The 25,855-nt window shown below is 54.2% G+C and carries 24 protein-coding genes and 1 riboswitch; of the genes, 8 read left to right on the top strand and 16 right to left on the bottom strand.

From position 1 onward, the window contains the following. Positions 1 to 5 precede the first annotated feature (5 nt). A complete protein-coding gene (locus tag NAL19_RS07765) occupies positions 6 to 1,142 on the top strand; it encodes an ABC transporter permease (protein WP_263059325.1) in 1,137 nt (378 codons plus the stop codon). A 397-nt stretch (positions 1,143 to 1,539) separates the two neighbouring features. Here the strand turns inward: NAL19_RS07765 and NAL19_RS07760 are convergent, their stop codons facing one another. From NAL19_RS07760 to moaA, 6 genes are all read right to left on the bottom strand, one after another. Beyond that, positions 1,540 to 2,247 (bottom strand): Bax inhibitor-1 family protein, encoded by a 708-nt coding sequence (locus NAL19_RS07760; protein WP_010280929.1) that lies wholly within the window; start codon positions 2,245 to 2,247, stop codon positions 1,540 to 1,542. 112 nt (positions 2,248 to 2,359) lie between these two features. After that, positions 2,360 to 2,812 (bottom strand): molybdopterin synthase catalytic subunit MoaE, encoded by a 453-nt coding sequence (gene moaE / locus NAL19_RS07755; protein ID WP_263059324.1) that lies wholly within the window; start codon positions 2,810 to 2,812, stop codon positions 2,360 to 2,362. A 2-nt stretch (positions 2,813 to 2,814) separates the two neighbouring features. Further along, positions 2,815 to 3,060 carry a molybdopterin synthase sulfur carrier subunit gene (gene moaD, locus NAL19_RS07750; protein WP_263059323.1) on the bottom strand — a complete coding sequence of 82 codons (246 nt, stop codon included), beginning with the start codon at positions 3,058 to 3,060 and terminating at the stop codon, positions 2,815 to 2,817. Then, complete coding sequence (moaC, locus tag NAL19_RS07745; RefSeq protein WP_263059322.1) at positions 3,057 to 3,572, bottom strand: cyclic pyranopterin monophosphate synthase MoaC; 516 nt, start codon at positions 3,570 to 3,572, stop codon at positions 3,057 to 3,059. Before moaC ends, moaD begins: the two co-directional genes overlap by 4 nt. Before the next feature lie 18 nt (positions 3,573 to 3,590). Further along, on the bottom strand, positions 3,591 to 4,109 hold the full coding sequence (moaB, locus tag NAL19_RS07740) for a molybdenum cofactor biosynthesis protein B (RefSeq protein ID WP_263059321.1): 519 nt from the start codon (positions 4,107 to 4,109) through the stop codon (positions 3,591 to 3,593). Positions 4,110 to 4,143: 34 nt separating this feature from the next. Beyond that, positions 4,144 to 5,133, bottom strand: a complete 990-nt coding sequence (gene moaA, locus NAL19_RS07735) for a GTP 3',8-cyclase MoaA (protein ID WP_225087683.1) — start codon at positions 5,131 to 5,133, stop codon at positions 4,144 to 4,146. After that, positions 5,121 to 5,269, bottom strand: a riboswitch (molybdenum cofactor riboswitch). Its footprint overlaps the gene before it by 13 nt. A 286-nt stretch (positions 5,270 to 5,555) precedes the next feature. Here moaA and yvcK point away from each other — a divergent pair. Next, complete coding sequence (gene yvcK / locus NAL19_RS07730) at positions 5,556 to 6,488, top strand: uridine diphosphate-N-acetylglucosamine-binding protein YvcK (RefSeq protein ID WP_263059320.1); 933 nt, start codon at positions 5,556 to 5,558, stop codon at positions 6,486 to 6,488. On the opposite strand, the gene NAL19_RS07725 is transcribed toward yvcK, so the two are convergent. From NAL19_RS07725 to bioB, 6 genes are all read right to left on the bottom strand, one after another. Beyond that, positions 6,464 to 6,895 carry a glyoxalase gene (locus NAL19_RS07725; protein WP_263059681.1) on the bottom strand — a complete coding sequence of 144 codons (432 nt, stop codon included), beginning with the start codon at positions 6,893 to 6,895 and terminating at the stop codon, positions 6,464 to 6,466. The two genes, yvcK and NAL19_RS07725, sit on opposite strands and share 25 nt — an antisense overlap. 28 nt (positions 6,896 to 6,923) lie before the next feature. Then, a complete protein-coding gene (gene uvrB / locus NAL19_RS07720) occupies positions 6,924 to 8,936 on the bottom strand; it encodes an excinuclease ABC subunit UvrB (RefSeq protein ID WP_225087681.1) in 2,013 nt (670 codons plus the stop codon). Between the two features lie 797 nt (positions 8,937 to 9,733). Beyond that, the gene (gene bioD, locus NAL19_RS07715) at positions 9,734 to 10,414 is read right to left on the bottom strand and encodes a dethiobiotin synthase (RefSeq protein ID WP_263059319.1); all 681 of its coding nucleotides are present in this window, start codon (positions 10,412 to 10,414) and stop codon (positions 9,734 to 9,736) included. After that, a complete protein-coding gene (gene bioC, locus NAL19_RS07710; RefSeq protein ID WP_263059318.1) occupies positions 10,407 to 11,168 on the bottom strand; it encodes a malonyl-ACP O-methyltransferase BioC in 762 nt (253 codons plus the stop codon). The genes bioD and bioC overlap by 8 nt, the downstream gene beginning before the upstream one ends. After that, entirely contained in the window at positions 11,149 to 12,306 is a 1,158-nt protein-coding gene (gene bioF / locus NAL19_RS07705; protein ID WP_263059317.1) for an 8-amino-7-oxononanoate synthase, read from the bottom strand. The genes bioC and bioF overlap by 20 nt, the downstream gene beginning before the upstream one ends. A 39-nt stretch (positions 12,307 to 12,345) precedes the next feature. Beyond that, positions 12,346 to 13,383, bottom strand: coding sequence for a biotin synthase BioB (bioB, locus tag NAL19_RS07700; protein ID WP_263059316.1), 1,038 nt, complete (start codon positions 13,381 to 13,383; stop codon positions 12,346 to 12,348). 95 nt (positions 13,384 to 13,478) lie between these two features. On the opposite strand from bioB, the gene bioA reads away from it, so the two are divergent. From bioA to NAL19_RS07670, 6 genes are all read left to right on the top strand, one after another. After that, positions 13,479 to 14,783 carry an adenosylmethionine--8-amino-7-oxononanoate transaminase gene (gene bioA / locus NAL19_RS07695; RefSeq protein ID WP_263059315.1) on the top strand — a complete coding sequence of 435 codons (1,305 nt, stop codon included), beginning with the start codon at positions 13,479 to 13,481 and terminating at the stop codon, positions 14,781 to 14,783. A 314-nt stretch (positions 14,784 to 15,097) separates the two neighbouring features. Then, the gene (locus tag NAL19_RS07690; RefSeq protein WP_263059314.1) at positions 15,098 to 15,892 is read left to right on the top strand and encodes a GH12 family glycosyl hydrolase domain-containing protein; all 795 of its coding nucleotides are present in this window, start codon (positions 15,098 to 15,100) and stop codon (positions 15,890 to 15,892) included. 224 nt (positions 15,893 to 16,116) lie between these two features. Further along, entirely contained in the window at positions 16,117 to 16,524 is a 408-nt protein-coding gene (locus tag NAL19_RS07685) for a CidA/LrgA family protein (protein ID WP_015839768.1), read from the top strand. Then, positions 16,524 to 17,219 (top strand): CidB/LrgB family autolysis modulator, encoded by a 696-nt coding sequence (locus NAL19_RS07680; RefSeq protein WP_263059313.1) that lies wholly within the window; start codon positions 16,524 to 16,526, stop codon positions 17,217 to 17,219. Before NAL19_RS07685 ends, NAL19_RS07680 begins: the two co-directional genes overlap by 1 nt. A gap of 172 nt (positions 17,220 to 17,391) precedes the next feature. Next, the gene (cdd, locus tag NAL19_RS07675) at positions 17,392 to 18,282 is read left to right on the top strand and encodes a cytidine deaminase (RefSeq protein ID WP_263059312.1); all 891 of its coding nucleotides are present in this window, start codon (positions 17,392 to 17,394) and stop codon (positions 18,280 to 18,282) included. A gap of 211 nt (positions 18,283 to 18,493) precedes the next feature. Further along, positions 18,494 to 20,191 carry an NAD-dependent malic enzyme gene (locus tag NAL19_RS07670; protein WP_263059311.1) on the top strand — a complete coding sequence of 566 codons (1,698 nt, stop codon included), beginning with the start codon at positions 18,494 to 18,496 and terminating at the stop codon, positions 20,189 to 20,191. A gap of 54 nt (positions 20,192 to 20,245) precedes the next feature. Here the strand turns inward: NAL19_RS07670 and gsiD are convergent, their stop codons facing one another. The 4 genes from gsiD to NAL19_RS07650 form a co-directional block, all read right to left on the bottom strand. Beyond that, positions 20,246 to 21,151: a glutathione ABC transporter permease GsiD gene (gsiD, locus tag NAL19_RS07665; protein WP_225087670.1), complete on the bottom strand. Its 906-nt coding sequence runs from the start codon at positions 21,149 to 21,151 to the stop codon at positions 20,246 to 20,248. 9 nt (positions 21,152 to 21,160) lie between these two features. After that, the gene (gsiC, locus tag NAL19_RS07660) at positions 21,161 to 22,081 is read right to left on the bottom strand and encodes a glutathione ABC transporter permease GsiC (RefSeq protein WP_015839762.1); all 921 of its coding nucleotides are present in this window, start codon (positions 22,079 to 22,081) and stop codon (positions 21,161 to 21,163) included. A 108-nt stretch (positions 22,082 to 22,189) separates the two neighbouring features. Further along, positions 22,190 to 23,734, bottom strand: coding sequence for a glutathione ABC transporter substrate-binding protein GsiB (gene gsiB, locus NAL19_RS07655; RefSeq protein WP_225087669.1), 1,545 nt, complete (start codon positions 23,732 to 23,734; stop codon positions 22,190 to 22,192). A gap of 25 nt (positions 23,735 to 23,759) precedes the next feature. Beyond that, positions 23,760 to 25,661 (bottom strand): dipeptide ABC transporter ATP-binding protein, encoded by a 1,902-nt coding sequence (locus NAL19_RS07650; RefSeq protein WP_263059310.1) that lies wholly within the window; start codon positions 25,659 to 25,661, stop codon positions 23,760 to 23,762. Positions 25,662 to 25,855 lie beyond the last annotated feature (194 nt).

Raw genomic sequence — 25,855 nt, 5'->3', positions numbered from 1 at the left:
CGACTATGCTGCATCGCCTGTGGACGCTGATTATTAAGGAACTGCAATCGCTGCTGCGCGATCCACAAACGCGCGCTATTCTGGTGTTGCCCGTTATCCTTCAGGTTTCCCTGTTTCCTTTCGCCGCGACACTCGACGTCACCAACGCGACCATTGCGATTTACAGCGAAGATAACGGCCCTCATGCGATTGAGCTGACGCAGCGCTTTGCCAAGGCGAAGTCTTTTTCTCACGTGCTGATGCTGCATAGCCCGCAGGACGTGGCTCCGACGCTGGATAATCAGCGTGCGCTTCTCATCCTGCGCTTCCCGCCGCAGTTCTCTCGCGATATCGCTAGCGGGAACACCACATCGCTTCAGCTTATTTTGGACGGCAGACGTTCCAACAGCGCGCAGATCGCCGCCAACGATGTGCAGCACATCGTGCGGGATTATCAGTTGGCATTGCTGGCGGCCAGACCCACTCAAAACACCACCAGTCAGAACTATTCAAATTCAAACAATAGCGAGCAGGTGGTGCGCCATTGGTATAACCCGAATCTGGACTACAAATGGTTTGTGGTGCCATCGCTGATTGCGATGATCGCCACCATCGGCGTGCTGATTGTGACGGCGCTCTCTGTGGCGCGCGAGCGGGAACAGGGTACGTTGGAACAGTTGCTGGTTTCGCCGCTGTCCACCAGCCAGATTTTCATTGGCAAAGCCATACCTGCGCTGATTGTCGCCACCTTTCAGGCCACGATCGTACTGCTGGCGGGCATACTGATTTTCCATATTCCCTTCGCCGGATCGCTACTGCTGTTTTACACCGCAATGCTCATCTACGGTCTGTCGCTGGTGGGCTTTGGGTTGCTGATTTCCTCGCTCTGCGCCACGCAGCAGCAGGCGTTTATCGGCGTGTTCGTTTTCCTGATGCCCGCGATTCTGCTTTCCGGCTATGTTTCACCAGTTGAGAACATGCCGATTTGGTTGCAGGATCTGACCTGGATTAACCCGATTCGCCACTTTACCGACATCACCAAACAGATTTACCTCAAGGATGCGGATTTCAGCATTATCTGGGGCAGTCTCTGGCCGCTGCTTATCATCACGCTGACCACCGGTTCAGCCGCTTACGCCATTTTTAGGCGAAATATTGCGTAATAGCAGGTAAGGAAAAAAGATAACCAGGTGGCGTAAAAAATTGTGCTGAGGTAACGTGACCGCCGAGTGAGCGGCAGGACGCCGCGAAAGCCAGTGCCGCGTCGGACAAAAACGCAATAGCCGTTTTTGAACAGGCACTTGTGCTGACCCGAAGGGTGAGCCCCATTTATGGGGCGAGTAAACGCGTCACTGGCGGCACGAATAGCGGTCACGAGCGCCGAAGGTACCGCGTAGCGGCACAATTAACGCCAAACAGCCATAGGTCAAGGAGCTGCGGCAACTGAGCGCTCCTTGTCGGGCGTGTGATGAGGCACAAAAAACGCTATGTTTGACACGCCCGAAACCTTTTGCACTGACTCACATAACGCAGTAAAGCATTTAGGTTATAGCCTTGTCCTTAACGACGGTTACCGAAAATACGCAGCAGCATCAGGAACAGGTTGATGAAGTCGAGGTACAGGGTCAACGCGCCGACGATGGAGTATTTGCGGAAGCTGTCTTTGTCATCAACGGACAGTTGCTCGCCGATGTTTTTCAGCTTCTGGGTGTCATATGCCGTCAGCCCGACAAACACCACCACGCCAATATAGGTTACCGCCCACATCAGCGCTTCGCTCTTCAGCCACAGGTTCACCAGCGAAGCCAGCACGATACCGATCAGCGCCATAAACAGCATACTGCCGAAACCGCTCAAATCCCGCTTTGTAGTGTAGCCGTAGAGGCTCATCGCCCCAAACATCCCCGCCGTAATCACAAAGGTGCTGGCGATGGATTCACCGGAATACATAATGAAGATGCTGGAGAGCGTTAGCCCCGTCAGTGCGGAATAAAGCATAAACAGCGATGTGGCGACCGCACCGCTCAGGCGCTGCACCATGCCGGAGATGACAAAGACTAGCCCCAGTTGGGCGATGATCAGTCCAAAGAACGTGATCTGGCTGGAGAAAACAAAATTCAGTACGGCAGGCGTATTCGCCGCGTACCAGGAGACGAACGCCGTTAGCAGCAAGCCGCAGGTCATCCAGCCGTAAACCTGTGCCATATAGGCCTGGAGACCAGACTGCGAGCGCTCAACAATTGAACCCGAGCGTGGATATCTGTCCATGATGTTACCTTTGCATAAAGTTGTCTGATTAACGCGGCGCGAACCGCCTGTTTGGGGGATCGAGACTGAATATTCTCTCCCCGCCATCCTTTTATCCTAACACAGAAATGGACTACCAGCGCTGCGCGGCCTGTTTATCACTGTCGCGTGATTCCACCCAGCGTTCACCTTCCGGCGTCGCTTCGCGTTTCCAGAACGGCGCGCGGGTTTTCAGATAATCCATAATGAATTGGGCGGCATCAAACGCCGCGCTACGGTGGGCCGCACTCACGCCAACGAACACAATTTCATCGCCCGGATAGAGTGCCCCCACACGATGAATCACGCTCACCCGCGGCAGTTCCCAGCGCTCACGCGCCAGAGCGACAATCTCCGCCAGCGCCTTTTCCGTCATGCCGGGGTAATGTTCCAGCGTCAACGCGCTGACGTCTTTCGCCAGATTGTGATTACGCACCTTACCCGTGAACGTCACCACCGCGCCGTCTTCATCACACTGTGCCAGCCACTGATATTCATCCCCAACGTTGAAGCTCTCTTCGCCAACTCGAATACGCGTTTCTGTCACGATCAGCCCCCTGTTACCGGAGGGAAAAACGCCACTTCATCGCCGTCCTGTAGCGAATGAGTCAACTCAACCAGCGACTGATTAACCGCAGCTAGCAGTTTGCCCGATTCCAGCGCCAGCGCCCAGCGCGCACCGCGCTGGCACAGCGCCTGTCGCACGTCTTCTACGGTGGCATACTCAGCAGGCAGCGACAGGCTGTCTGTCTCAATCAGTTCGCGCACTTGCGCAAAAAACAGCACCTTAATCATGCGCCCTCCGCCGTAAAATCGCCGGATTTGCCGCCGCTTTTCGCTAGCAGGCGCACCGGACCAATCACCATATCTTTCTGCACGGCCTTGCACATGTCATAGATGGTCAGCGCGGCGACAGAGGCTGCCGTCAGCGCTTCCATCTCCACGCCCGTTTTCCCCGTCAGGCGACAGAGGGATTCAATACGTACCCGATTGTGCTCCGGCTGTGCTTCCAGCTCGACAGCCACCTTACTCAGCAACAGCGGGTGACAAAGCGGAATCAGTTCCCAGGTGCGTTTCGCGGCCTGAATGCCGGCAATGCGTGCGGTGGCGAACACGTCCCCCTTGTGATGGCTACCGGCAATAATCATCGCCAGCGTCTGCGGTGCCATTTCAACAAAGGCTTCCGCGCGGGCTTCACGCACGGTTTCCGCTTTGGCGGAAACATCCACCATTGCAGCTTCGCCTGCGGCGTTAATGTGGGTCAACGGTGGCGTAGAGGATGGCGCCATGGATTTAGAGGATGACATAGTGAATAAGACTTATCGTTAAGAGGATTTTTTCAAGTGCGGGTAAAAATTGCACGGCTTCTGGCGCGCATCCAGCTGTTCCTGAATGATGCGTTCCCATGCGGTTCGACAGGCGCGTGTCGACCCCGGCATCGCGAAAATCACCGTCTGATTCGCCAGACCGGCAAGCGCACGGGATTGCAGCGTCGCCGTACCAATATCTTCATACGACACCATGCGGAACAGCTCGCCGAAACCTTCAATTTCCCGATCGAACAACACGCCAATGGCTTCCGGAACCACGTCCCCTGCGGTAAAGCCCGTTCCACCGTTAATCAGAATGCCCTGCACGTTGTCACTGGCAATCCACGCCGAGATCCGTGCCCGAATCTGGTACAGGTTCTCTTTCACAATGGCACTCTCGACAATACGATGCCCTGCTGACTGCGCCGCTTCACGCAGATAGTCGCCGGAGGTGTCATCTTCCGCCGTGCGGCGCTCGGAAACGGTCAGTACCGCAAGGTTGAGAGAAACGAATTCGCTGCTGACTTTGCTCATGTCAGGCTCCTTTAAGAATCAGTGATGTCGCGGATTAACCGCCGATAAATGACAGGTTTTGCGTGATGCCGCTATTCCCTTCATGCAGGAAATGGGTCTGTTTCTTCGCCAGCAGCCCGCCCGAAATGCGCATTTTCAAATCATCGAGATGGCGATCGTCAGCCAGTAAATCGCGCAGTGGAATCCCCTGTTCGCCAAAGAGGCACAGATGAAGATTCCCCACGGCAGAAACTCGCAGACGGTTGCAGCTCAGGCAGAAATCTTTCTCATACGGCATAATCAGCCCGATCTCGCCCTGATAGTCTGGGTGGCAAAACACCTGCGCCGGGCCATCACTGCGAGCACGCTGCTGCTGCTGCCAACCTTGTTGCAGCAATTGCTGGCGAATGACCTCACCGGAAACATGGTGACGACGAAACATATCGCCCCCTTCTCCCGTTTCCATCAGTTCAATAAAGCGTAGTTGAATCGGGCGATGCTTAATCCAGTCGAGAAAGGTTTGCAGGCTACCTGCGTTCACATCGCGCATCAGCACCGTGTTGACTTTAACCTTGGCGAAGCCGCACTCAAAGGCGGCATCAATGCCGTCCATCACCTGGCGGAATTTATCCTGCCCGGTAATCGCATGAAACTGGCGTGCATCCAGACTGTCCACGCTAACGTTCAGCGCCGTTAGCCCAGCATCACGCCACCGCGCGACATCCCGCGCAAGACGGTAGCCGTTGGTGGTCACTGCCAGCGTGCTAATTGCAGGATTTTCGCGGATTGCGCCGATGATATCGACAAAGTCACGACGCAGAGACGGTTCACCGCCAGTCAGGCGGACTTTTTCCGTCCCCAATTCGGCAAAAGCGCGGCTGACGCGACGAATTTCATCAAGTGACAAAAAGCGATGCGGATTGGTGCCATTGGCCTGATAGCCATCCGGCAGACAGTAGGTACAACGAAAATTGCAGACGTCTGTGATAGACAGACGCAAATAGTAGAACTTGCGCGCAAACGCATCAGTCAGTTGACTCACCATAAACACCTTTCCAAATACGGGAGATGCAGGCATTTCTACCTCGCACCCTGGTGACCGCGAAGGCCACGGCCAGGGCACCGTATCACGCGCACGACGCGCATCACTTAGGCACCAAGGCTAGGAGTTTGATTCCTATCGGTTATCCGTCAGACAACGACAAAACCGCCGATAAAGAATCGTGATTTCATTGAATAGTCTACTGCGAAAAAGCACAGTCAACCACTCTCAAAATCGGTATATAATTAAATACATAACGAATATTCAATACCTTATGATGCACAGCATACGGAAAAATGCGCGACGAAAATTGTCTCAGGTCATGCGCGTGTGAGGATTTTTCGCGTTTTAAGCTGAAATCAGCTACCTTAGCGACGATTGTCACACGTAGTTCATATTTCTCTGGCTCATTCATAAGGTTCTCTATGCGCAATCGCACGTTGGCCGACCTCGACAGGGTTGTCGCACTAGGAGGCGGACACGGCTTAGGTCGTGTGATGTCTTCACTCTCTTCCCTGGGTTCACGGCTAACCGGCATTGTCACGACGACGGATAACGGTGGATCTACTGGCCGCATCCGGCGTTCCGAAGGCGGCATTGCCTGGGGCGATACCCGCAATTGCCTGAATCAACTCATTACTACGCCCAGCGTGGCGTCTGCGATGTTTGAGTATCGGTTTAACGGTAACGGTGAACTTGCCGGACACAATCTGGGTAATCTGATGCTAAAAGCGCTCGATCACCTGAGCGTGCGCCCGCTGGAAGCCATCAATCTGATTCGCAACCTGCTCAAGGTGGATGCCTTTTTAATTCCGATGTCCGAGCATCCGGTCGATTTAATGGCGATTGATGAACAGGGCAACCCCGTTTATGGCGAAGTCGAGATCGATCAACTGGCGGCTTTACCGCAAGATTTGATGCTGTACCCGACGGTGCAGGCCACACGCGAGGCAATTGATGCCATCGCCAAAGCCGACCTGATTTTGATTGGCCCCGGTAGTTTCCTGACCAGCCTGATGCCGCTACTGCTGCTGGACGATCTGACACAGGCGATCCGGCGCACGCCCGCACCGATGGTCTACATCGGCAATCTGGGCAGCGAGCAGAGTAATCCCGCCGCCCGTCTGACATTGGCGGAGAAACTCGCCTGGATTGAACGCAAAGTGGGTAAATCGGTGGTGGACGTGGCGATCGTCGGTCCGAAAGTAGATATCAGTCAGATCGGCGACCGCCTGATCGTGCAGCAAGAACTGGCCGCCGCAGATGTGCCTCACCATCATGACCGTGAGCTACTGCGCCAGGCTATCGATCGGGCGCTACAACTGCTCGGTTCTCAATCCCGCAGCCACGGCGTATAAGTCACGCCAATCAGAATCCCTTCGGGACTCAGAAAACGCGTGACCTGCTGTCCCCAGGGTTCAAGGCGATTCTCGACCAGCAGCACATAGCCTTGCGCTTTTAGCGTACCAGTCGCTTCCGCCATATCCGCCACTTCAAATTCCAGCCAGCTTTGCGGTTCAGGCAGATCCGTAGGCCAGTTCTCATTCCCGAAGCAGGATTCGCTGGCCTGTGACAGCGGCCACAGCGCGAAATGTTTTACGCCACCCATTTCATCGCTCACCAGATAGTCGCTCCCTTCCGCAACAGGCTTCAGCGGTAACTTCAGCGTATCGACATAGAGCGCATGGCTAGCAGACAGCGATTTCACGATCGGCCCGAAACCTGCCACAAACAGCACTTCAACACCCTGTATAATAGGGTCGATCATTGATCCTCCGTGAGTGCTTGCATCGTTAGGATGCAGCGATAAATTGTGCACGTAGTGCCTGCACCTCGTCGCGCAAAGCCGCAGCCTCTTCAAATTCAAGATTCTGCGCATGTGTCAGCATCTTGCTTTCCAGTTCGCGAATTTTCAGCTCCAGCGCCTTCGGCGTCATCAGCTCATAAGGTGCGGCCGATTCTGCTGCTTTACGGTTGCCTCGCCCTTTGCCTCTGTTCGTCGGCTGCCCCAGTTGCAGAATATCGGAAATTTTCTTATTGAGCCCCTGCGGCACAATCCCGTGCTCGGTATTGTAGGCTTCCTGCTTCTCACGACGGCGTTCCGTTTCACCAATCGCTTTTGCCATGGATGGCGTAATTTTGTCACCGTAGAGAATCGCTTTGCCACGCAGGTTACGTGCCGCACGACCGATCGTCTGGATCAGGGAACGTTCGGAACGCAGGAAGCCCTCTTTATCGGCATCCAGAATCGCTACCAGCGATACTTCAGGCATATCCAGCCCTTCACGCAACAGGTTGATCCCCACCAGCACGTCGAACTCGCCAAGGCGTAAATCACGGATGATTTCGACACGTTCGACGGTATCAATATCCGAGTGCAGATAACGCACCCGCTCGCCGTGTTCTTCCAGGTATTCCGTCAGGTCTTCCGCCATTCGCTTGGTCAGCGTCGTGACCAGCACACGTTCGTTAACCGCCGCACGCTGACGAATCTCGGACAGCAGATCGTCCACCTGTGTCGCAACAGGCCGAACTTCAATAAGCGGATCGAGCAACCCGGTAGGACGCACCACCTGATCAATCACTTCACCGCCCGATTTTTCCAGTTCATAGTTACCCGGCGTCGCAGACACGTAGATCGTCTGCGGAGCCAGCGCTTCAAACTCTTCAAATTTCATCGGACGGTTATCCAGCGCCGAAGGCAGCCGGAAACCATATTCGACCAGCGTCTCTTTACGCGCGCGGTCACCGCGATACATCCCCCCGATCTGCGGCACGGTCACGTGGGATTCATCAATGACCAGCAGCCCGTCCGCTGGCAAATAATCAAACAGCGTCGGCGGCGGTTCGCCGGGGCCACGGCCAGAAAGGAATCGCGAGTAGTTTTCGATACCGGAGCAATAGCCCAGCTCGTTCATCATCTCCAGGTCAAACTGCGTGCGCTGACTCAGCCGCTGCTCTTCCACCAACTTATCATTCGCCAGCAGCATTTTCCTGCGATCGGCCAGTTCCACCTTGATCTCTTCCATCGCCTGTAAAATACGCTCACGCGGCGTGACATAGTGCGTTTTCGGGTAGATGGTATAGCGCGGCACCGTCTGGAGCACGTGCCCTGTCAGCGGGTCAAACAGCGACAGCCGCTCCACTTCTTCATCGAACAGTTCAACACGCAGGGCGATTTCGTCAGATTCCGCTGGGAAGATATCGATCACCTCACCGCGCACGCGGAACGTACCGCGCTGGAACGCCTGATCGTTGCGGGAATATTGCAATTCCGCCAGACGCCGCAAAATAGCACGTTGGTCAATCAGCATCCCCTGCGTCAGGTGCAGCATCATTTTTAGATAGAGATCGGGATCGCCCAAGCCATAGATAGCGGATACGGAAGCCACGACGATCACATCACGCCGCTCCAGCAGCGCTTTTGTCGCGGAAAGACGCATCTGTTCGATATGTTCGTTAACTGATGCATCCTTTTCGATGAAAGTGTCGGAACTGGGGACATAAGCTTCCGGCTGATAATAGTCGTAGTACGAGACGAAGTACTCCACGGCATTATCGGGAAAGAATTCTTTCATCTCGCCGTACAGCTGAGCGGCCAGCGTTTTATTTGGCGCCAGCATCATCGTCGGCCGATTGAGGTCGGCAATCACGTTGGCGATCGTGAACGTCTTACCTGAACCAGTTACCCCGAGCAGCGTTTGGTGCGCTAACCCGTCTTCCAGGCCCTCTTTTAAACGACGAATGGCCTCAGGCTGATCGCCTGCCGGTTTAAAGTCGGAATTCAGTGTAAATACTTTACTCATCGTTAAGCACGCTACTTAGTCGTTAATTACGTATTAGTCGTTAATTACGTATTAGTCGTTATTACGCATCGCTCAAGACGATGGCCGTGGGTGGACGCTGGGAATGTTATTCTGAATGCCAATGACGAAATTCGCCACCGCAATGATACTGGATATAAAAACAGCATCAAGAAAATTATCGCTGGATCGGATGATTAATCGACAAATGAGTTTGCTAGCACATCCATCTTCAATCTACCAGATAAAATCATCATGATTTATCCCCAGATTGGGTAAATACGTAACATGTCGGGATCCGCAGTGACGTTAATTTATGCAACTACGCACCGTTGATGTTTAAGATGCTTGATTTTACTTAAGCATATGATAACAAATAGATTAGCAAAACCGTGGAGAATAGCGCCAACCTGGCGAAAACCCGCGCCAGCTCTCGGTTAGGGCGCGTTGTCTATCCATAATACACATAGTTATCCACAGAAATGGTGGATAACTCCCACAACCCCGCATCAGCACTGAGTTAGAGAAATACCCGCTTCATTCGTGATTCCCTCTGATATGGATTTTCTTCACACTCTTTCTGTGATTTATCGCATAAGTATTAGACGTAAAAAGACTAAAAAAAGAGGAGGACGACATCGCAATAATTCAGGTATGGCGGGGATTCAGGGGAAAATTCAAGAAGATTTTAGCTATTAATAAGCATGAAAATGTAGGTTTTACATTCATGAGACAGATACTGGCAAAAAACAATAAAACCTACTGCGATTATTAAAGACAGTCGAGGGGTAGAAAAATGACTACTCCGCTAATAATCCAATATCAATATATTGCCCCAAATTGTGCTGTTGAAGATCGGATACATAAGGAATTTCGCCCAGCATCGGGGCGGGCAGGCGCTGTTGCAGCGTTTGCAGATACGGCTGGTGCCATTTTCCTGGTGGCGTGATGTCGTTTGCGATCCAGCCAGCCAGGCGCAGGCCAGCGTGTTGAATCGCGTGGGCGGTCAACATTGCGTGATTAATACAACCCAGCTTGATGCCGACGACCAAAATCACGGGAAGCTGTTCCTGTACCACCCAGTCGGCGAACGTCTCTTGCGCCGACAGCGGCGTAAACCATCCGCCCGCGCCTTCGACCAGCAGCCAATCCGCCTGCGTTTCTAATGCCCGTAGACCGGTAGATAGCGTAGAGAGATGAATAGGCCGCTGCTCCACCGCACTGATAATGTGCGGCGAGGTCGGCTCCATAAACGCCAGCGGGTTCACCGCCTGATAATCCAACCGGACGCGGCTATTGGCCTGAAGCGCCAACGCATCGCTGTTACGAATGCCATCGGCCGTCATTTCACAGCCAGACGCCACAGGTTTATAGCCTGCGGTACGGTATCCAGCCTGACTCGCCGCCTGAAGCAGCGCCGTACTCGCGACCGTTTTCCCGACTTCGGTATCCGTACCTGTCACAAACCAGCGCTCAATCACGATAAATCACTCCATAAACCAGTTGATAGCTGAGCGGGTAGCCGCCCTGCTCTTGCGGATAGTGGGCAGACAGCGCCGCCAGACGTGCCCGGCTCAACAGCCCCGGCGTTCGCCCTTCGTGCAGCCAGGTCGCCCCAATTCCCTTCAGCGATTTCATTAACGCCAATACATCGGGGAAAAGGCAGACTTCACGTTCTTGTACCAGATGATGCCGATAAGGCTGACAAGCCGCGTCAATGGCGGAGAGTGGCAGAAAGCGATTTGTCCGCTGTGTGCCGTCCAGCCGCTGCCACGCCCGCGACAGTTCGCTTAAGGAGCCGTCCGCCAGCGTCGCAAAGGCAATCACGCCCCCCGGTCGCGTAACCCGATACAGCTCTGCCAGCGCACGCGGTAACGAGTCGCACCACTGTATGGCCAGATTGCTATAGCTGATGTCTACACAGCAATCCGCCAGCGGCAGGTTTTCGATGTCCCCTTCCTGATAGCGATCGGCAGCGTGCTGCTCACGTGCATACGCCAGCATGTCCGCCGACAAATCCAGTGCAGTCACCGATTTACCAGCCTGGCGCCAGCGGCGGCTAAAGTGCCCAGTTCCGCAGCCCGCATCCAATACCTGTAAACCGCTGTGCGACGGCATCAGCGCCAGCAGGCGTTCTCCGCTAGTGCGTTGCAGTTCGGCAAAGCGGTCGTAGCACCCTGCCGCACGCCCAAACGCCTGCGCAATCGCCTGCTTGTTATAGTTTTCTGTCAGCATGGTGTAATACCGTAAGCAAGCGGCTGATATCTTCCGGCTGGTGTTCCGCCGTTAACGTAATCCGCAGGCGTGCGCTGCCGGGCGGCACCGTCGGTGGTCGCATGGCGCTAACCCACACGCCCTGTTCACGTAGGTGGTTCGTTAGCGCCAGCGCTCGTACGTTCTCGCCAACAATCAGCGGCTGAATCGCGCTCTGTGAATCCATCAGTTGATAGGACGAGTTGGAAAAGCCCGCGCGGAACTGCGCAACGTTACGCCGTAGTGCCTCACGCCGCGCATCGCCCTGCCGGACACAGTGGAGTGCCGCGCTCAGCGCACAGGCCTGCGCCGCGGGCATTGAGGTGCTGTAAATCAAATGACGGGCAAATTGCAGGAAGTATTCGGCCAGCGCTTCAGCGCACAGCACCGCCGCGCCGCTCACGCCAAACGCTTTGCCAAACGTGACAATCAGCAGCTCAGGTTTAATGCCTTGCTGCCAGCAGCTCCCACGACCTTCCTCACCCAGCACGCCAATCCCGTGTGCATCGTCCACCATCAGCCAGGCATCGTGCGTTCTGCACTGAGCCTGTAGCGCCGCTAACGGCGCAGTATCGCCATCCATGCTGAAAACACCTTCGGTCACGACTAGCGTCTGGCCGTCGGCAGACTTTTCCAGCAGCGTTTGCAGGCTATCGGCCTGATTATGTTTAAAGCGTCGCAAGGTAGCAGGTGACTGTGCTGCGGCTTCCAGCAGCGACGCATGGCTGAGTTTATCGGCCAAAATACGGTCTTCCGCCTGCGCCAGTGCAGCGACGACAGCCTGATTCGCGGCATAGCCGGAAATAAACAGCAGCGCACGCGGATAGCCCAGCCAGTCGGCAAGCTGACTTTCCAGCATGGCATGGGCATCGGTGTACCCCGTCACATGCCCGGAACCGCCGCTACCAATGCCGTATTGCTCTGCCCCCTGCTGCCAGGCACGCACAATCTCCGGGTGGTGACTCAGCCCCAGATAGTCGTTGCTGGAAAAATTCAGATAACAGCGATCGCCCTGCATCAGCCAGCGCCCGCTGCCGCCTTGATTCGCCAACCTCACGCGATAAGCATCATCACGCTGGCGTTGTGCCAGCGCGGCTTCAATACGTTGCTGCCAACTCATGATGCAACACGCCTTACCTGACGGCACACGCGCAGGGCGTTATACCGCAGCATTATAAAACTGCTCGCTATCGGCATTAATCAGCTGTTCTGCCAGCCGCTGCTGCTGTTGGTTATCCCCGTATTCGGTCGCCGTCTGCTGCGGGTTCAAACCTAATTTGAGGAACAGCGCCAGATCTTTGTCTTCTTTCGGGTTGGGTGTGGTTAACAGCTTACAGCCGTAGAAAATAGAGTTCGCGCCGGCCATAAAGCACATCGCCTGCGTTTGTTCACTCATCTGCTCGCGTCCGGCCGACAAACGCACATAGGAAGCAGGCATCATGATGCGCGCCACGGCAATCGTACGGATGAAATCAAACGGGTCAACATCCTCATTCTCCGCCAGCGGCGTTCCTTTCACCTTAACCAACATGTTGATCGGCACGCTTTCCGGCGGCGTCGGCAAGTTAGCCAACTGCACCAACAGCCCGGCGCGATCGCGTACGGTTTCCCCCAGCCCAACAATACCGCCGGAACAGACTTTAATGCCCGCCCCGCGCACTTTATCCAGCGTATCCAGACGTTCCTGATAGGTACGAGTCGTGATGATGCTGCCGTAAAACTCCGGCGAGGTATCGAGGTTATGGTTATAGAAATCCAGCCCGGCAGAGGCCAGACGCTCGGCCTGATCGTTATGCAGCGTCCCCAGCGTCATGCAGGTTTCCATCCCCATCTCTTTAACGCCTTTTACCATCTGTTCCAGATACGGCATATCGCGCTCGTGCGGATTTTTCCACGCTGCGCCCATACAAAAACGCGTCGATCCTGCCGCTTTCGCCTGACGGGCCGACTCCAGCACCTGTTCAACCTGCATCAGGCGTTCGGTGTCAATCCCGGTACGATAGCGGGAGCTCTGTGGGCAATATTTGCAATCTTCAGGACAGGCACCGGTTTTTATCGACAGCAGCGTACTTACCTGCACCTGACGGGGGTCAAAATGCTGGCGGTGGACCTGCTGCGCTTCAAACATCAGTTCCAGAAAAGGTTTATTAAATAAGTCTTGCGCTTGCTCAAGCGTCCAGTAAATGCGGTCAGCCATCTCGGCATCTCCAAACTAAAAACGTTTCGCCAGTGTAAATTAACCCGATATACTGTCAACCAAATATAAGCCATTTTAGTTTACGAAAGATCATCATGAGCCCGGAAGACATCACGTTTGACCAACGCAATATTTGGCACCCCTACACCTCGATGACCGAGCCGCTGCCTTGCTATCCGGTGGTAGCCGCAAGCGGCGTCGAACTTCATCTGGATGACGGACGTCGCCTGATCGACGGCATGTCATCATGGTGGGCGGCGATTCACGGTTACAATCATCCGGCAATCAATCAGGCGGTACAGACCCAGCTCAGCCAGATGTCGCACGTGATGTTCGGCGGCATCACCCATCCGGCAGCCGTAGCGCTGTGCCGCCAACTGGTGGACATCACGCCGGATGCGCTGGAATGTGTTTTTCTGGCGGATTCCGGTTCAGTGGCTGTCGAAGTGGCGATGAAAATGGCGCTGCAATATTGGCAGGCACGTGGTGAGTCCCGTCAGCGCTTTCTCACCCTCCGTCATGGCTATCACGGCGACACCTTCGGGGCGATGTCTGTGTGCGATCCGCAAAATTCGATGCACAGTCTGTATCAGGGCTATCTGCCCACCCACCTGTTTGTCGATGCGCCGCCCTGCGCCGCTATCAACGCAGGCGCTTTTGCCGACGAGTGGCAGGAAGCCGAGATCGCGCCGCTACAGGCGATGCTGTCAGCGCACGCGCATGAAGTCGCTGCCGTGATTCTGGAGCCCATCGTGCAGGGCGCTGGCGGAATGCGTTTTTACCACCCAGCCTACCTGCGTCGGGTACGGAAATTGTGCGACCAATGGGGCATTCTGCTGATTGCCGATGAGATCGCGACCGGATTTGGCCGCACCGGCAAACTGTTTGCCTGCGAACACGCGGGAATTTCGCCCGACATTATGTGTCTGGGCAAAGCGCTGACCGGCGGTTATATGACGCTCTCAGCCACGCTGACTACCCGAGCGGTAGCGGAAACCATCAGTAACGGCGAAGCAGGCTGTTTTATGCACGGCCCCACATTTATGGGTAATCCGCTTGCGTGCGCGGCGGCCAGCGCCAGCCTGTCGCTACTGGCGGAGAACCGATGGCAGCAGCAGGTACAGCAGATTAAGCGGCAGCTGCGAGAAGCGCTGCAACCCTGCGCGGATTCTCCGCTGGTGGCGAACGTTCGCGTGCTGGGCGCTATCGGCGTAGTGGAAACAAAGCGTCCGGTTAATATGGCGCGACTACAGCGTTTCTTCGTCGAGCGCGGCGTCTGGATTCGTCCCTTTGGCCGGCTCATTTATCTGATGCCACCGTTTATCATTCAGCCTGATGAACTGCATAAGCTGACCGAGGCCGTCTGTTCCGCTATCCGTGACGAACAGCTATTTAACTAATCGACCATTATTTAACTAATAGACAGTTATTTCACTAGTCGACAACTCAAGGCGCACACGTCCGTGCGCCTCAGCATCATTTTTCCTATTTTATTTCGTATCACCACTATTTATTACCGCTCTTATAATTATTTAATGAATAAGATTTTCATTTTATTCATGAGTGATGCGTTGAATTACTCTGGTATCGGATGAAATAACAACAAACTGTTAAGCACACCACAGTTTATATTTAATCAGCCATAGACACTGACTCAATACGTGCTAAATTTCAGAGTGCAGCATCCAGAGCATATATTAAAAGGAGATTTATTATGCTTATTATGAATACCCGTCCATCGCATACATTCCGCACATGGTTCCCCGTACTCTTATCTGCTTTATTACTCGCCCCATTAACGGTTTCTGCCGCCAGTTCCTCAAAGGACGCAGATAAACTCTATTTTGAGAATAATAAATATTATGTATTCAATAACGTATGGGGAAAAGATGAAGTAAACGGATGGAAGCAAACCGTTTTCTATAATAGCCCTACCAGTATGGGGTGGAACTGGCACTGGCCAAGCAGCAGTTCCAGCGTTAAAGCTTATCCATCGCTGGTAAGCGGCTGGCACTGGACTGCGGGTTATACGGAAAATAGTGGGTTGCCGATAAAATTATCCAGTAATAAAAGTATTACCAGTAATGTCACTTATTCTATCAAATCTACCGGCACTTATAATGCCGCTTATGATGTATGGTTCCACACTACCGATAAAGCCAGTTGGGATTCAACGCCGACCGACGAATTAATGATCTGGCTAAATAATACCAATGCTGGCCCCGCAGGGGATTATATTGAAACAGTATTCCTCGGCGGCAGCAGTTGGAACGTATTCAAAGGTTGGATCAATGCGGGGAATGGTAAAGGCTGGAATGTCTTTTCCTTTGTCCGTACCTCCAATACCAACAGTGCATCGCTCAATATTCGCCATTTCACCAACTATTTGGTGGGAACCAAGAATTGGATGAGCAATACAAAATATATCAGCAGCGTTGAGTTTGGCACCGAGATCTTTGGCGGTGACGGGCAGATCGATATCACCAAGTGGAGTGTCGACGTTAAATAACGCTTCAGTCGTCGCCTTCATTCCTTCCGGTTCAGCCCCGACACTCGCTCTGGCGCAGGGCTGAACCGAATTTACTCCACGCGACACGCCTTTCATTTTCAGTCTGGACGGTCTTGTTCATCCTTTAAGCAAGCCCCTTTCCCTTCATCAACAAGATTCGTGAGCTGTGGCACGTCAATTCCATTAGCGTTATGATAATCCCCTCAGCTAATCAGGAATTTCCCATGCGTAATACGTTCATCGTTTGCTGGCAGTATTTACGCGCTTTCGCATTGATTTATCTCTGCCTGCTGGCAGGCAATGCGGTATCCGCGTTACTTCCGTTCACTATCCCCGGCAGTATCATCGGCATGCTGGTCTTGTTCACCCTTCTCGCCTCGCAAATCCTGCCCGCGCAGTGGGTGAAACCGGGCTGCCACCTTCTTATTCGTCATATGGCGCTGCTGTTCGTCCCTATCGGCGTCGGCGTGATGAATTATTACGATCTGGTCAGCCAACAATTTGGCCCCATCGTGGTTTCCTGCCTGATCAGTACCTTTATTGTGATGTTGGTTGTGGGTTTCAGTACCCAGATAATGCAGCGTGAACGCGCCATGGCTGGCGATCGCACGCCGCCGAAGGATAACGAATAATGTTCAGCTATTTGTGGTGGTCTCTGCCTCTCACCCTGATTGTCTTTTTCGCCGCGCGTAAACTGGCCGTGCTGACCAGGATCTCCCTGTTGAACCCGCTGCTGGTGTCAATGGCGATTATTATTCCGCTGCTGCTGGTGTTGAAGATTCCCTATGAGCACTATTTTCAAGGCAGCAAAGTCCTTAACGATCTACTGCAACCGGCGGTGGTCGCGCTGGCGTTCCCGCTTTATGAACAGCTGCACCAAATTCGCGCCCGCTGGAAGTCGATCATCAGCGTGTGCTTCATCGGCAGCCTGACCGCCATTATCTCCGGCACGCTGGTGGCGTTATGGATGGGGGCCTCACCGGAAATCGCCGCCTCCGTACTGCCGAAATCGGTCACCACCCCAATTGCGATGGCCGTCGCCAGCGCTATTGGCGGTATTCCGGCTATCAGCGCTGTCTGCGTCATTTTTGTTGGTATTCTCGGTGCCGTATTAGGCCACAGCCTGTTCAACCGTGTGGGCATCAAAACCAAAGCTGCTCGCGGGTTGTCGATGGGCACCGCTTCGCATGCCCTCGGTACGGCGCGCTGCGCGGAGGTCGATTATCAGGAAGGCGCATTCAGCTCGCTGGCGCTGGTCATATGCGGAATCATCACGTCGCTGATTGCGCCGTTTGTTTTTCCCGTACTGCTGCACATCGTTAGTTGAGATCAGAGAGGGACGGTGTGTATCTCGCATCGTCCACTATAAAATTGAGATACATCTCGCATTTAGAAGTTAATTTGCAGCGATTTCACCCTAAAAAGAGATTTTGATCACAAATTATTGCTACTCTGCTACCTAACATGACGTTATTGACGGGTAAAGAGAGTAAGCCACTATGCATCCACGTTTTGAAAACGCCTTCCAGCAATTACCTGCCAGTCTGCAAGCTGCGATCCGCCCATTGCTCGATAAAGCAGATTTCGCTGCCATGCTAACCGCAGACGAGGTGAATGCCGTCTGTGAAGCCAGCAAGTTAGACACCGATGCCTTAGCCTTTGCGCTATTGCCACTGGCAGCCGCCTGCGCACAAGCGCCTATCTCTCATTTTCAGGTTGGCGCGATTGCGCAAGGGCTGAGCGGCAATTTCTACTTTGGTGCCAACATGGAGTTCAGCGCCGTTCAGCTTCAGCAAACGGTACACGCCGAGCAGAGCGCGGTCAGCCATGCCTGGCTGCGCAATGAGCGCGGATTACAAGCCGTCACCGTGAACTACACGCCATGCGGACACTGCCGCCAGTTTATGAACGAATTGCGCAATGCGGCGTCGCTGCGGATACAACTACCGGGTCGCCAGCCCGCCGTGCTCAGCCACTATCTGCCGGATTCTTTTGGCCCCGTCGATCTGCACATCGATACTTTATTGATGGATGACATCAACCACGGTGCAACCTTGCAGAATGTGAATGCACTTGCGCGTCAGGCGCTGGATGCCGCCAACCGTAGCCATGCGCCCTATAGCAAAGCCATTAGCGGTATTGCGTTGGAGACATCAGGCGGCAACACCTATACCGGCCGCTATGCAGAAAATGCGGCGTTCAATCCTAGCCTGCCACCTCTGCAAGCTGCGTTAAATCTGATGAATCTTGCCGGCGAAGATCTATGCACTGTGAAACATGCCGTTGTCGTTGAACGTCGCAATGCGGTTGTCAGCCACTGGGCAATTTCGCAAATTATGCTGGCCGAATTGGGCTGCACCGATGTTGAACACCACTTTATTGAGGAATAGCAACAGCGGTAAGCGCAGACTTTCAGCAAAGGGAAGGATGAAAAACGAGAGGTGAATCGATAAAGCCTGCATTTCACCTAAGATGCAAGCCATCTGTAACTATTTTAATTAACAATTTCTGTACATATTCTCTGTGTAATTTAAGATTCGCAGCAGTTTCTTATCGACAACACCTGAGTTTCTTTTTTTGCTATCCGAAGAGTAAAAAGCCATGGAATTAGAATACGAAAGCAAACGTCCTCTCCATATTCCCTACGCTGGTCCAATCTTGCTTGAATTCCCCCTGCTGAATAAAGGCAGCGCATTTAGCGAAGAAGAACGCGCTAACTTTAACCTGCATGGTCTGCTGCCTGAAGCCGTCGAAACCATCGAAGAACAGGCAGAACGCGCCTGGCGTCAGTATCAGGAATTCAAACACGATATTGAAAAACACGTTTACCTACGCAACATTCAGGATACCAACGAAACCCTGTTCTACCGCCTGTTGGACGCACACCTCAGTGAGATGATGCCTATCATCTACACCCCAACCGTTGGCGAAGCCTGTGAACACTTCTCCGATATCTATCGTCGCGCCCGTGGCCTGTTTATCTCCTACCCTAACCGCGCACATATCGACGATATGCTGCAAAACGCCACCAAGCAGAACGTGAAAGTCATCGTTGTGACCGACGGTGAGCGTATTCTGGGTCTGGGCGACCAGGGCATTGGCGGCATGGGGATTCCAATCGGTAAACTTTCTCTGTACACCGCGTGTGGCGGTATCAGCCCGGCCTACACCCTGCCAGTGGTTCTGGATGTCGGCACCAACAACCCGCAGCGCCTGAACGATCCGCTGTACATGGGCTGGCGTCATCCACGTATCACCGATGACGAATACTATGCGTTCGTTGATGAATTCATCCAGGCTGTTAAGCGTCGCTGGCCAAACGTGCTGTTGCAGTTTGAAGACTTCGCGCAGAAAAACGCGACGCCACTGCTGAACCGCTATCGCGATGAAATCTGTAGCTTTAACGATGACATTCAGGGTACCGCGGCGGTTGCGCTGGGCAGCCTGATTGCCGCCAGCCGTGCAGCAGGCACACAGTTACGCGATCAGACCGTGGCCTTCCTGGGCGCCGGTTCCGCAGGCTGCGGTATCGCTGAACAAATCATCGCCCAGATGAAATCTGAAGGGCTGAGCGATGAAGAAGCGCGTGCACGTGTCTTCATGGTTGACCGCTTTGGTCTGCTGACGGACAAACTGCCGAACCTGCTCGATTTCCAAAGCAAGCTGGTGCAGAAAAGCGAACTGCTGGCGGGCTGGGATTGCAACAGCGACGCCATTTCCCTGCTGGAAGTGGTACGCAATGCCAAGCCAACCATCCTGATCGGCGTATCCGGCCAACCGGGTCTGTTCACGGAAGAAATCATCCGTGAAATGCACAAACACTGTGCGCGTCCTATCGTGATGCCGCTGTCTAACCCGACATCCCGCGTGGAAGCCCGTCCGGAAGACATCATTCGCTGGACGGAAGGTGCTGCGCTGGTCGCAACAGGTAGTCCGTTCTCTCCGGTTAACTATCAGGATAAGGTCTTCCCTATCGCGCAGTGCAACAACTCCTATATTTTCCCAGGTATCGGGTTAGGGGTACTGGCGTCAGGCGCCAAGCGTATCACTGATGGTATGCTGATGGCCGCCAGCCGTGCGCTGGCTGACTGTTCACCGCTGGCGAATAACGGTGAAGGCGCTCTGCTGCCGGATCTGGCCGATATCCAGCAGGTGTCCAAACGTATTGCACTGGAAGTGGGTAAAGCCGCACAGCTGCAAGGCGCTGCCGTCGTGACCTCGTCGGATGCGCTGCAAAAGGCGATTGAGCACAACTTCTGGCAGCCGCAGTACCGCAGCTACAAACGCACATCGTTCTAAGCATTAACGGCTTACAGCTGAAAAGCGCGGCACGTGTTGTCGCGCTTTTTTTATTCAGCTTTTCAATTTCGGGTCGAGTGCATCGCGCAGGCCGTCGCCCAATAAATTAAACGCCAGTACCGTCAGAAAGATTGCCAAACTTGGGAATATCGCAACGTGCGGTGCGATCACCATATCCGATCGCGCTTCATTCAGCATCGCTCCCCACTCCGGCATCGGCGGCTGTGCGCCAAGCCCTAAAAATGACAAGCTGGCTGCCGTGATGATCGACATTCCAATGCGCATCGAGAAAAACACCACGATGGAAGACACCGAGCCGGGAAGAATATGCCGAAACAGGATCGTCCAGTCGCTGGCGCCAATACTGCGGGCGGATTCAATGTAGGTCAGCTGTTTCAGCACCAACGTATTGCCTCGCACCAAACGAGCGAACGCCGGAATGCTGAAAATCGCGACGGCGACAACCACATTCGCCATGCCACTGCCCATAATTGCCACAACGGCAATCGCCAGCAAAATACCGGGAAAAGCAAACAGCACATCGCAAATGCGCATGATAATACGGTCTGTCCACCCTTCGTAGTAGCCTGCCAGCAGGCCCAGCATCGTGCCGATAATCATCCCCACCAGCACCGAGAGGATGCCCGCAGCCAGCGAAATGCGCGTTCCCATCAGGATCCGGCTGAAAATATCACGTCCTAATGAATCCACCCCCAGCCAGTGTGCCGACGACGGACCTTCATTCAGGCGATCATAATCGAAATAATTCTCGGCATCATAGGGCATCAGATACGGTGCCAGACACGCGATCGCAACCAGCAACAGTACAAACACGCCCGCGGTGACCGCAACGTGCTGCCGAAGAAAGCGCCGCCAGAACTCACGCCACGGCATACGCACAGGTTTATCCCTCATGACAGGGAGCGTCGCCAGCATCGCTTTACGTCGCCAGTGTCTCATTCCCTTTCCTTATTTATAACGAATGGCTGGATTAATCGCGGCATACAGCATATCCACCAGCAGATTGATCAGAATAAACTCCAGCGAAAACAGCAGCACCTCGGCCTGAATCACCGGATAGTCACGCATCTCCACCGCATCCACCAGCAGCCGCCCAAGCCCTGGCCAGTTGAAAACCTTCTCCACAACAATGGAACCGCCGAGCAAGAAACCAAATTGCAACCCCATCATCGTCACCACGGGAATCAGCGCATTGCGCAGCCCATGCTTCACCACAACCAACGATTCACGCACGCCTTTTGCCCGTGCCGTGCGCATGTAGTCTTCCTGCAACACATCGACAAACGACGCGCGGGTAAAACGCGCCATCACCGCCGCCACCGCCGCGCCCAGCGTCAGCGAAGGCAAAATGTAGTGCAGCCAGGTATCCGCTCCCACCGTCGGCAGCCACCCCAGTTCGACAGAAAAAATCTGCATTAGCAGCATGCCGAGTGCAAAAGCGGGAAAAGAGAGGCCAGAGACCGCCAGCGTCATCCCGATTCTGTCCGGCCAGCCGTTGCGCCACACGGCCGATACGATGCCGATCGCCATACCAAAAATCACCGCCCACACCATGCTGCATACCGTCAGCCAAAAGGTCGGCATAAAGCGCATAGCGATCTCTTCCGTGACTGGGCGCTTCGAGACCATCGACGTCCCCAAATCCCCTTGCAGGATATTGGTGAAAAAGTGCCAGAACTGGTGCGGCAGCGATTTATCCAATCCCAGATCCTGCCGAACCATCTCAATGACGGCGGCATCCGCCTCCCGCCCAGCGGCTAAACGCGCCGGATCGCCGGGTAGCAAATGAACAAACAGGAACACCAGCACCATCACAATCAGGAGCGTGGGAATCAGTCCCAGTAGTCGTTTAATAAAATAATTCAGCATGAACGGTTTTCCACAGACATGCGTCAGACTCCCTATAAGTGGACGAGTATTGACCACTGCGGGCAGCCTTACGGCCACCCGACTCCCTGGTCATTCTTTTGCGGCGAATTATTCCTTGAGATCGGCCTCTTCAAAACTGAACAAGGTATCCGGCATCACGTAAAACCCGCTCAGTTTTTTGCTGTTGGCCGAGACTAAACGCTCTGTCGCCAGGAAAATCCACGGCGCGTCCGCCCAGATTTTGTCCTGTGCATCCTGATACAGTTTCTGCTTTTCCGTCCGATCCGTGGTTTTCAGGGCATTCGCCAGATCCGCATCAACCTGCGGGTTGCTGTAAAACGCCGTGTTGAACTGTGCGGGTGGCCAGGAAGCCGTCGCAAACAGCGGCGACAGCGCCCAATCCGCCTCCCCCGTCGAGGCTGACCAACCGGTATAGAACAGACGAACACCCGTTTCTTTCACGCCTTTGCCTTCCACTTCCGCAGCGCGTTGCCCCGCATCCATGGCGGTCACCTGCACTTTCACGCCAACTTGCGCCAGCTGTTGCTGTGTGAACTGCAAGACTTTCTGCGCCGTACTGTGGTTATGTGACGACCAGAGCGTTGTAGTGAAACCGTCAGGGTAGCCTGCTTCTTTCAGCAGTTCGCGCGCCTTCGCCGGATCGTAAGGCCACGGTTGGTATTTTACTGAATAATCAATGCTGCCTGGCAGTGGCCCTTCGGCTGGCGTCGCATAGCCGGAGAACGCGACTTTAATCAACGCCTCTTTGTTGATTGCGTAGTTCAGTGCCTGCCGCACTTTCGGGTTATCAAACGGTTTCTGCGTCACGTTCATGCTGATGTAGCGGTGCAGAATCGACGGCGATGCCACCAGCGTCAGCTTGTCATTTTTCTCCAGCACCTTGGCTTGCTCGAACGGTATTGGATAAGCAAACTGTGCTTCGCCGGTTTGCAGCAGTGCCGCGCGCGTGTTGTTATCCACTACCGGACGCCAGGTAATGCTGTCCAGCTTCGGTAAACCCGCCTTCCAGTAGCCGCTGAATTTCTCGACTTTAACAAAATCGGTCTGATTCCAGGTCACAAAACGATACGGTCCAGTGCCTACCGGATGGAAACCAATTTCCTTGCCGTACTGCGTTAATGCCGCCGGTGAGATCATCACCGCCGCCGGATGCGCCAGATTGTTAACGAATGCCGAGAATGGCGTCTTCAGTGTGATTTTCACCGTTAAATCGTCAACCACATCGGTTTTTTCGATCATTTTGAACAGGTTATATCGCTTCAGTCGGTTGTCTGGATTACTGGCGCGATCCAGATTCACTTTTACTGCGGCGGCGTTAAACGCCGACCCATCGTGAAATTTAACGCCAGGATGCAGCTTAACGGTATACGTCAGGCCATCTGGGCTTACGTCATAGCTGTCCGCCAGCACGTTCACCAGCTTCATGTCTTTATCAAAGCCAAATAGCCCCTGATAGAAGGACTTCGCGACCGTTTGCGATAGCGAATCGTTGGCATCGTACGGATCCAGGCTGGTAAAAGTGGAACCCACGGCGATCACCGCATCTTTGGCTGCCCAGACGGGTGACGCCGCCATAGCAGCGGTTACCCCTGCGGCGACGAACCAGCGCCGTTTTATCGTCATTACGCTCATGCTACGTTCTCCTTGTGAATCCCTGTCAATAAGCGCCGGCTATCGGATGGTGCGCAACAAAATGTCGTACACCTACCTGCACCAGTGGCGCCGTGATCGGCTCGTCGCCAAGTGCCCGAATCGGGCTGGGTATTTCATCAACCAGCAGCACCTGCTCACGCTGGCGGCATGAGGGATCGGCAATCGGGACTGCCGACATCAGCTTGCGGGTATAAGGATGGCGAGGCCGCTCGAAGACGTCTTGCCGTGAGCCAATCTCGACAATCTGCCCCATGTACATCACCGCCACGCGATGGCTGATACGCTCGACCACCGCCATATCATGTGAAATGAACAAAAACGCGATGCCGAATTCACGTTGCAGTTCCAGCATCAGATTAATGATTTGAGCCTGAATCGACACGTCCAGCGCGGATACCGCCTCATCCGCAATCACCACTTTCGGGTTCAACGCCAGCGCTCGGGCGATGCAAATGCGCTGACGCTGGCCGCCGGAAAACTCATGCGGATAGCGCCGGGCGTGTTCCGGTTCTAACCCTACGCGCGCCAACAGCCATTCCACCCGCTTCTCCGCTTCCTGCCGACGGCAAATGTTGTGCACCAGCAGCGGTTCCATAATCGAAAAACCGACCGTCAGACGCGGATCCAGTGACGCATAGGGATCCTGAAAAATCAGTTGAATATCACGCCGCAGGCGCTGTAGCGCAGCCCCTTTCAACTGATGAATAGGCTGCCCATTAAAGATAATGTCGCCCTGCTGGCTTTCAACCAGTTTGAGCAGCGCACGGCCCGTCGTGGACTTGCCGCATCCCGATTCACCAACCAGCGACAGCGTTTCGCCCGGCCAGAGATCGAAGCTGATGTTTTCCACCGCATGTACCTGCCGCGTCACGCGATTCAACAAACCGCTACGAATCGGAAAACGCGTCACCAGATGGCTAACCTGTAAGATCGGAGCCGCATCCACGAGCACCGTATCCTGCGGCAGGTTATCCGCAATACGGACTGCGTTTTGATCCAGCAACGGAAATTTTTCCGGAAACGGCTGACCGCGCATAGCCCCTAATGTGGGTACCGCGGCTAACAACCCCTGCGTATACGGGTGCTGCGGCGCAGTAAAAATCTGCCCAACGCTTCCCGCCTCGACGCTTTCTCCTCGGTGCATGACTAATACGCGTTCGGCCACTTCCGCCACCACGCCCATATCATGGGTGATGAAAATGACGGCCATTTCCATTTCACGCTGTAGCACGCGAATCAGTTGCAGAATTTGCGCTTGAATGGTGACATCCAGTGCGGTCGTCGGTTCATCGGCAATCAATAAGGACGGTTTACAAGAGAGCGCCATCGCAATCATCACTCGCTGTCGCATACCGCCGGACAACTGGTGTGGGTAGCGATCCAGCACGTTGCGCGCTTCCGGGATTCTGACCAGATCCAGCATGCGTAACGTTTCTGCACGCGCGGCACGCCTGTCCATCCTCTGATGCAAACGAATCGACTCGGCTATCTGTTCGCCGACGGGAAAAACCGGGTTCAACGACGTCATCGGCTCCTGAAAAATCATCGCCAAATCCGCGCCACGCAATGTGCGCATCATCCGCTGGCGCGCGCCGCGCAGATCCAGCACTTGCCCATCACGGCGGCGGAAGAGCATATCTCCCTGATGAATCACACCGCCCGCATGCTCAACCAACCGCATCAATGCCAGCGACGTCACTGATTTACCCGACCCGGACTCCCCGACGATGGCCAGCGTTTCGCCCCGATCGACAGAGAACGTCAAGTTACGCACCGCGTCCGTCCGCAGCCCCTGCTGTTCGAAATACACGCTCAGGTTGCGTACTTCCACCACCCGTTTTTCAGGCAAAACAAGCCCCGGAATGGGGGAAGACAGCGAGGCATAATGATCCTGTGTGGGCGACATGAACGGCGAATCTCCATATAAATGCGGCTGGAATCAGCGCAACGCGGTCAGGGACAAATTATCAGCGATTTTCGACTATATTTAGCGCAAGGTATGATGTAAAGCGGAAACTGAAATCAACACAGTGAAAAATTTCTTTTATAACATCAAGTTAATCGCAATAAAGACGTGCAATCAGGCATGATATTCCATGC

The organism is Pectobacterium sp. F1-1 (genome assembly GCF_025643735.1).
GTDB lineage: Bacteria > Pseudomonadota > Gammaproteobacteria > Enterobacterales > Enterobacteriaceae > Pectobacterium > Pectobacterium colocasium.
The sequence above is the reverse complement of the archived record's forward strand: the minus strand, read 5'-3'. Positions and strand labels throughout refer to the sequence as shown.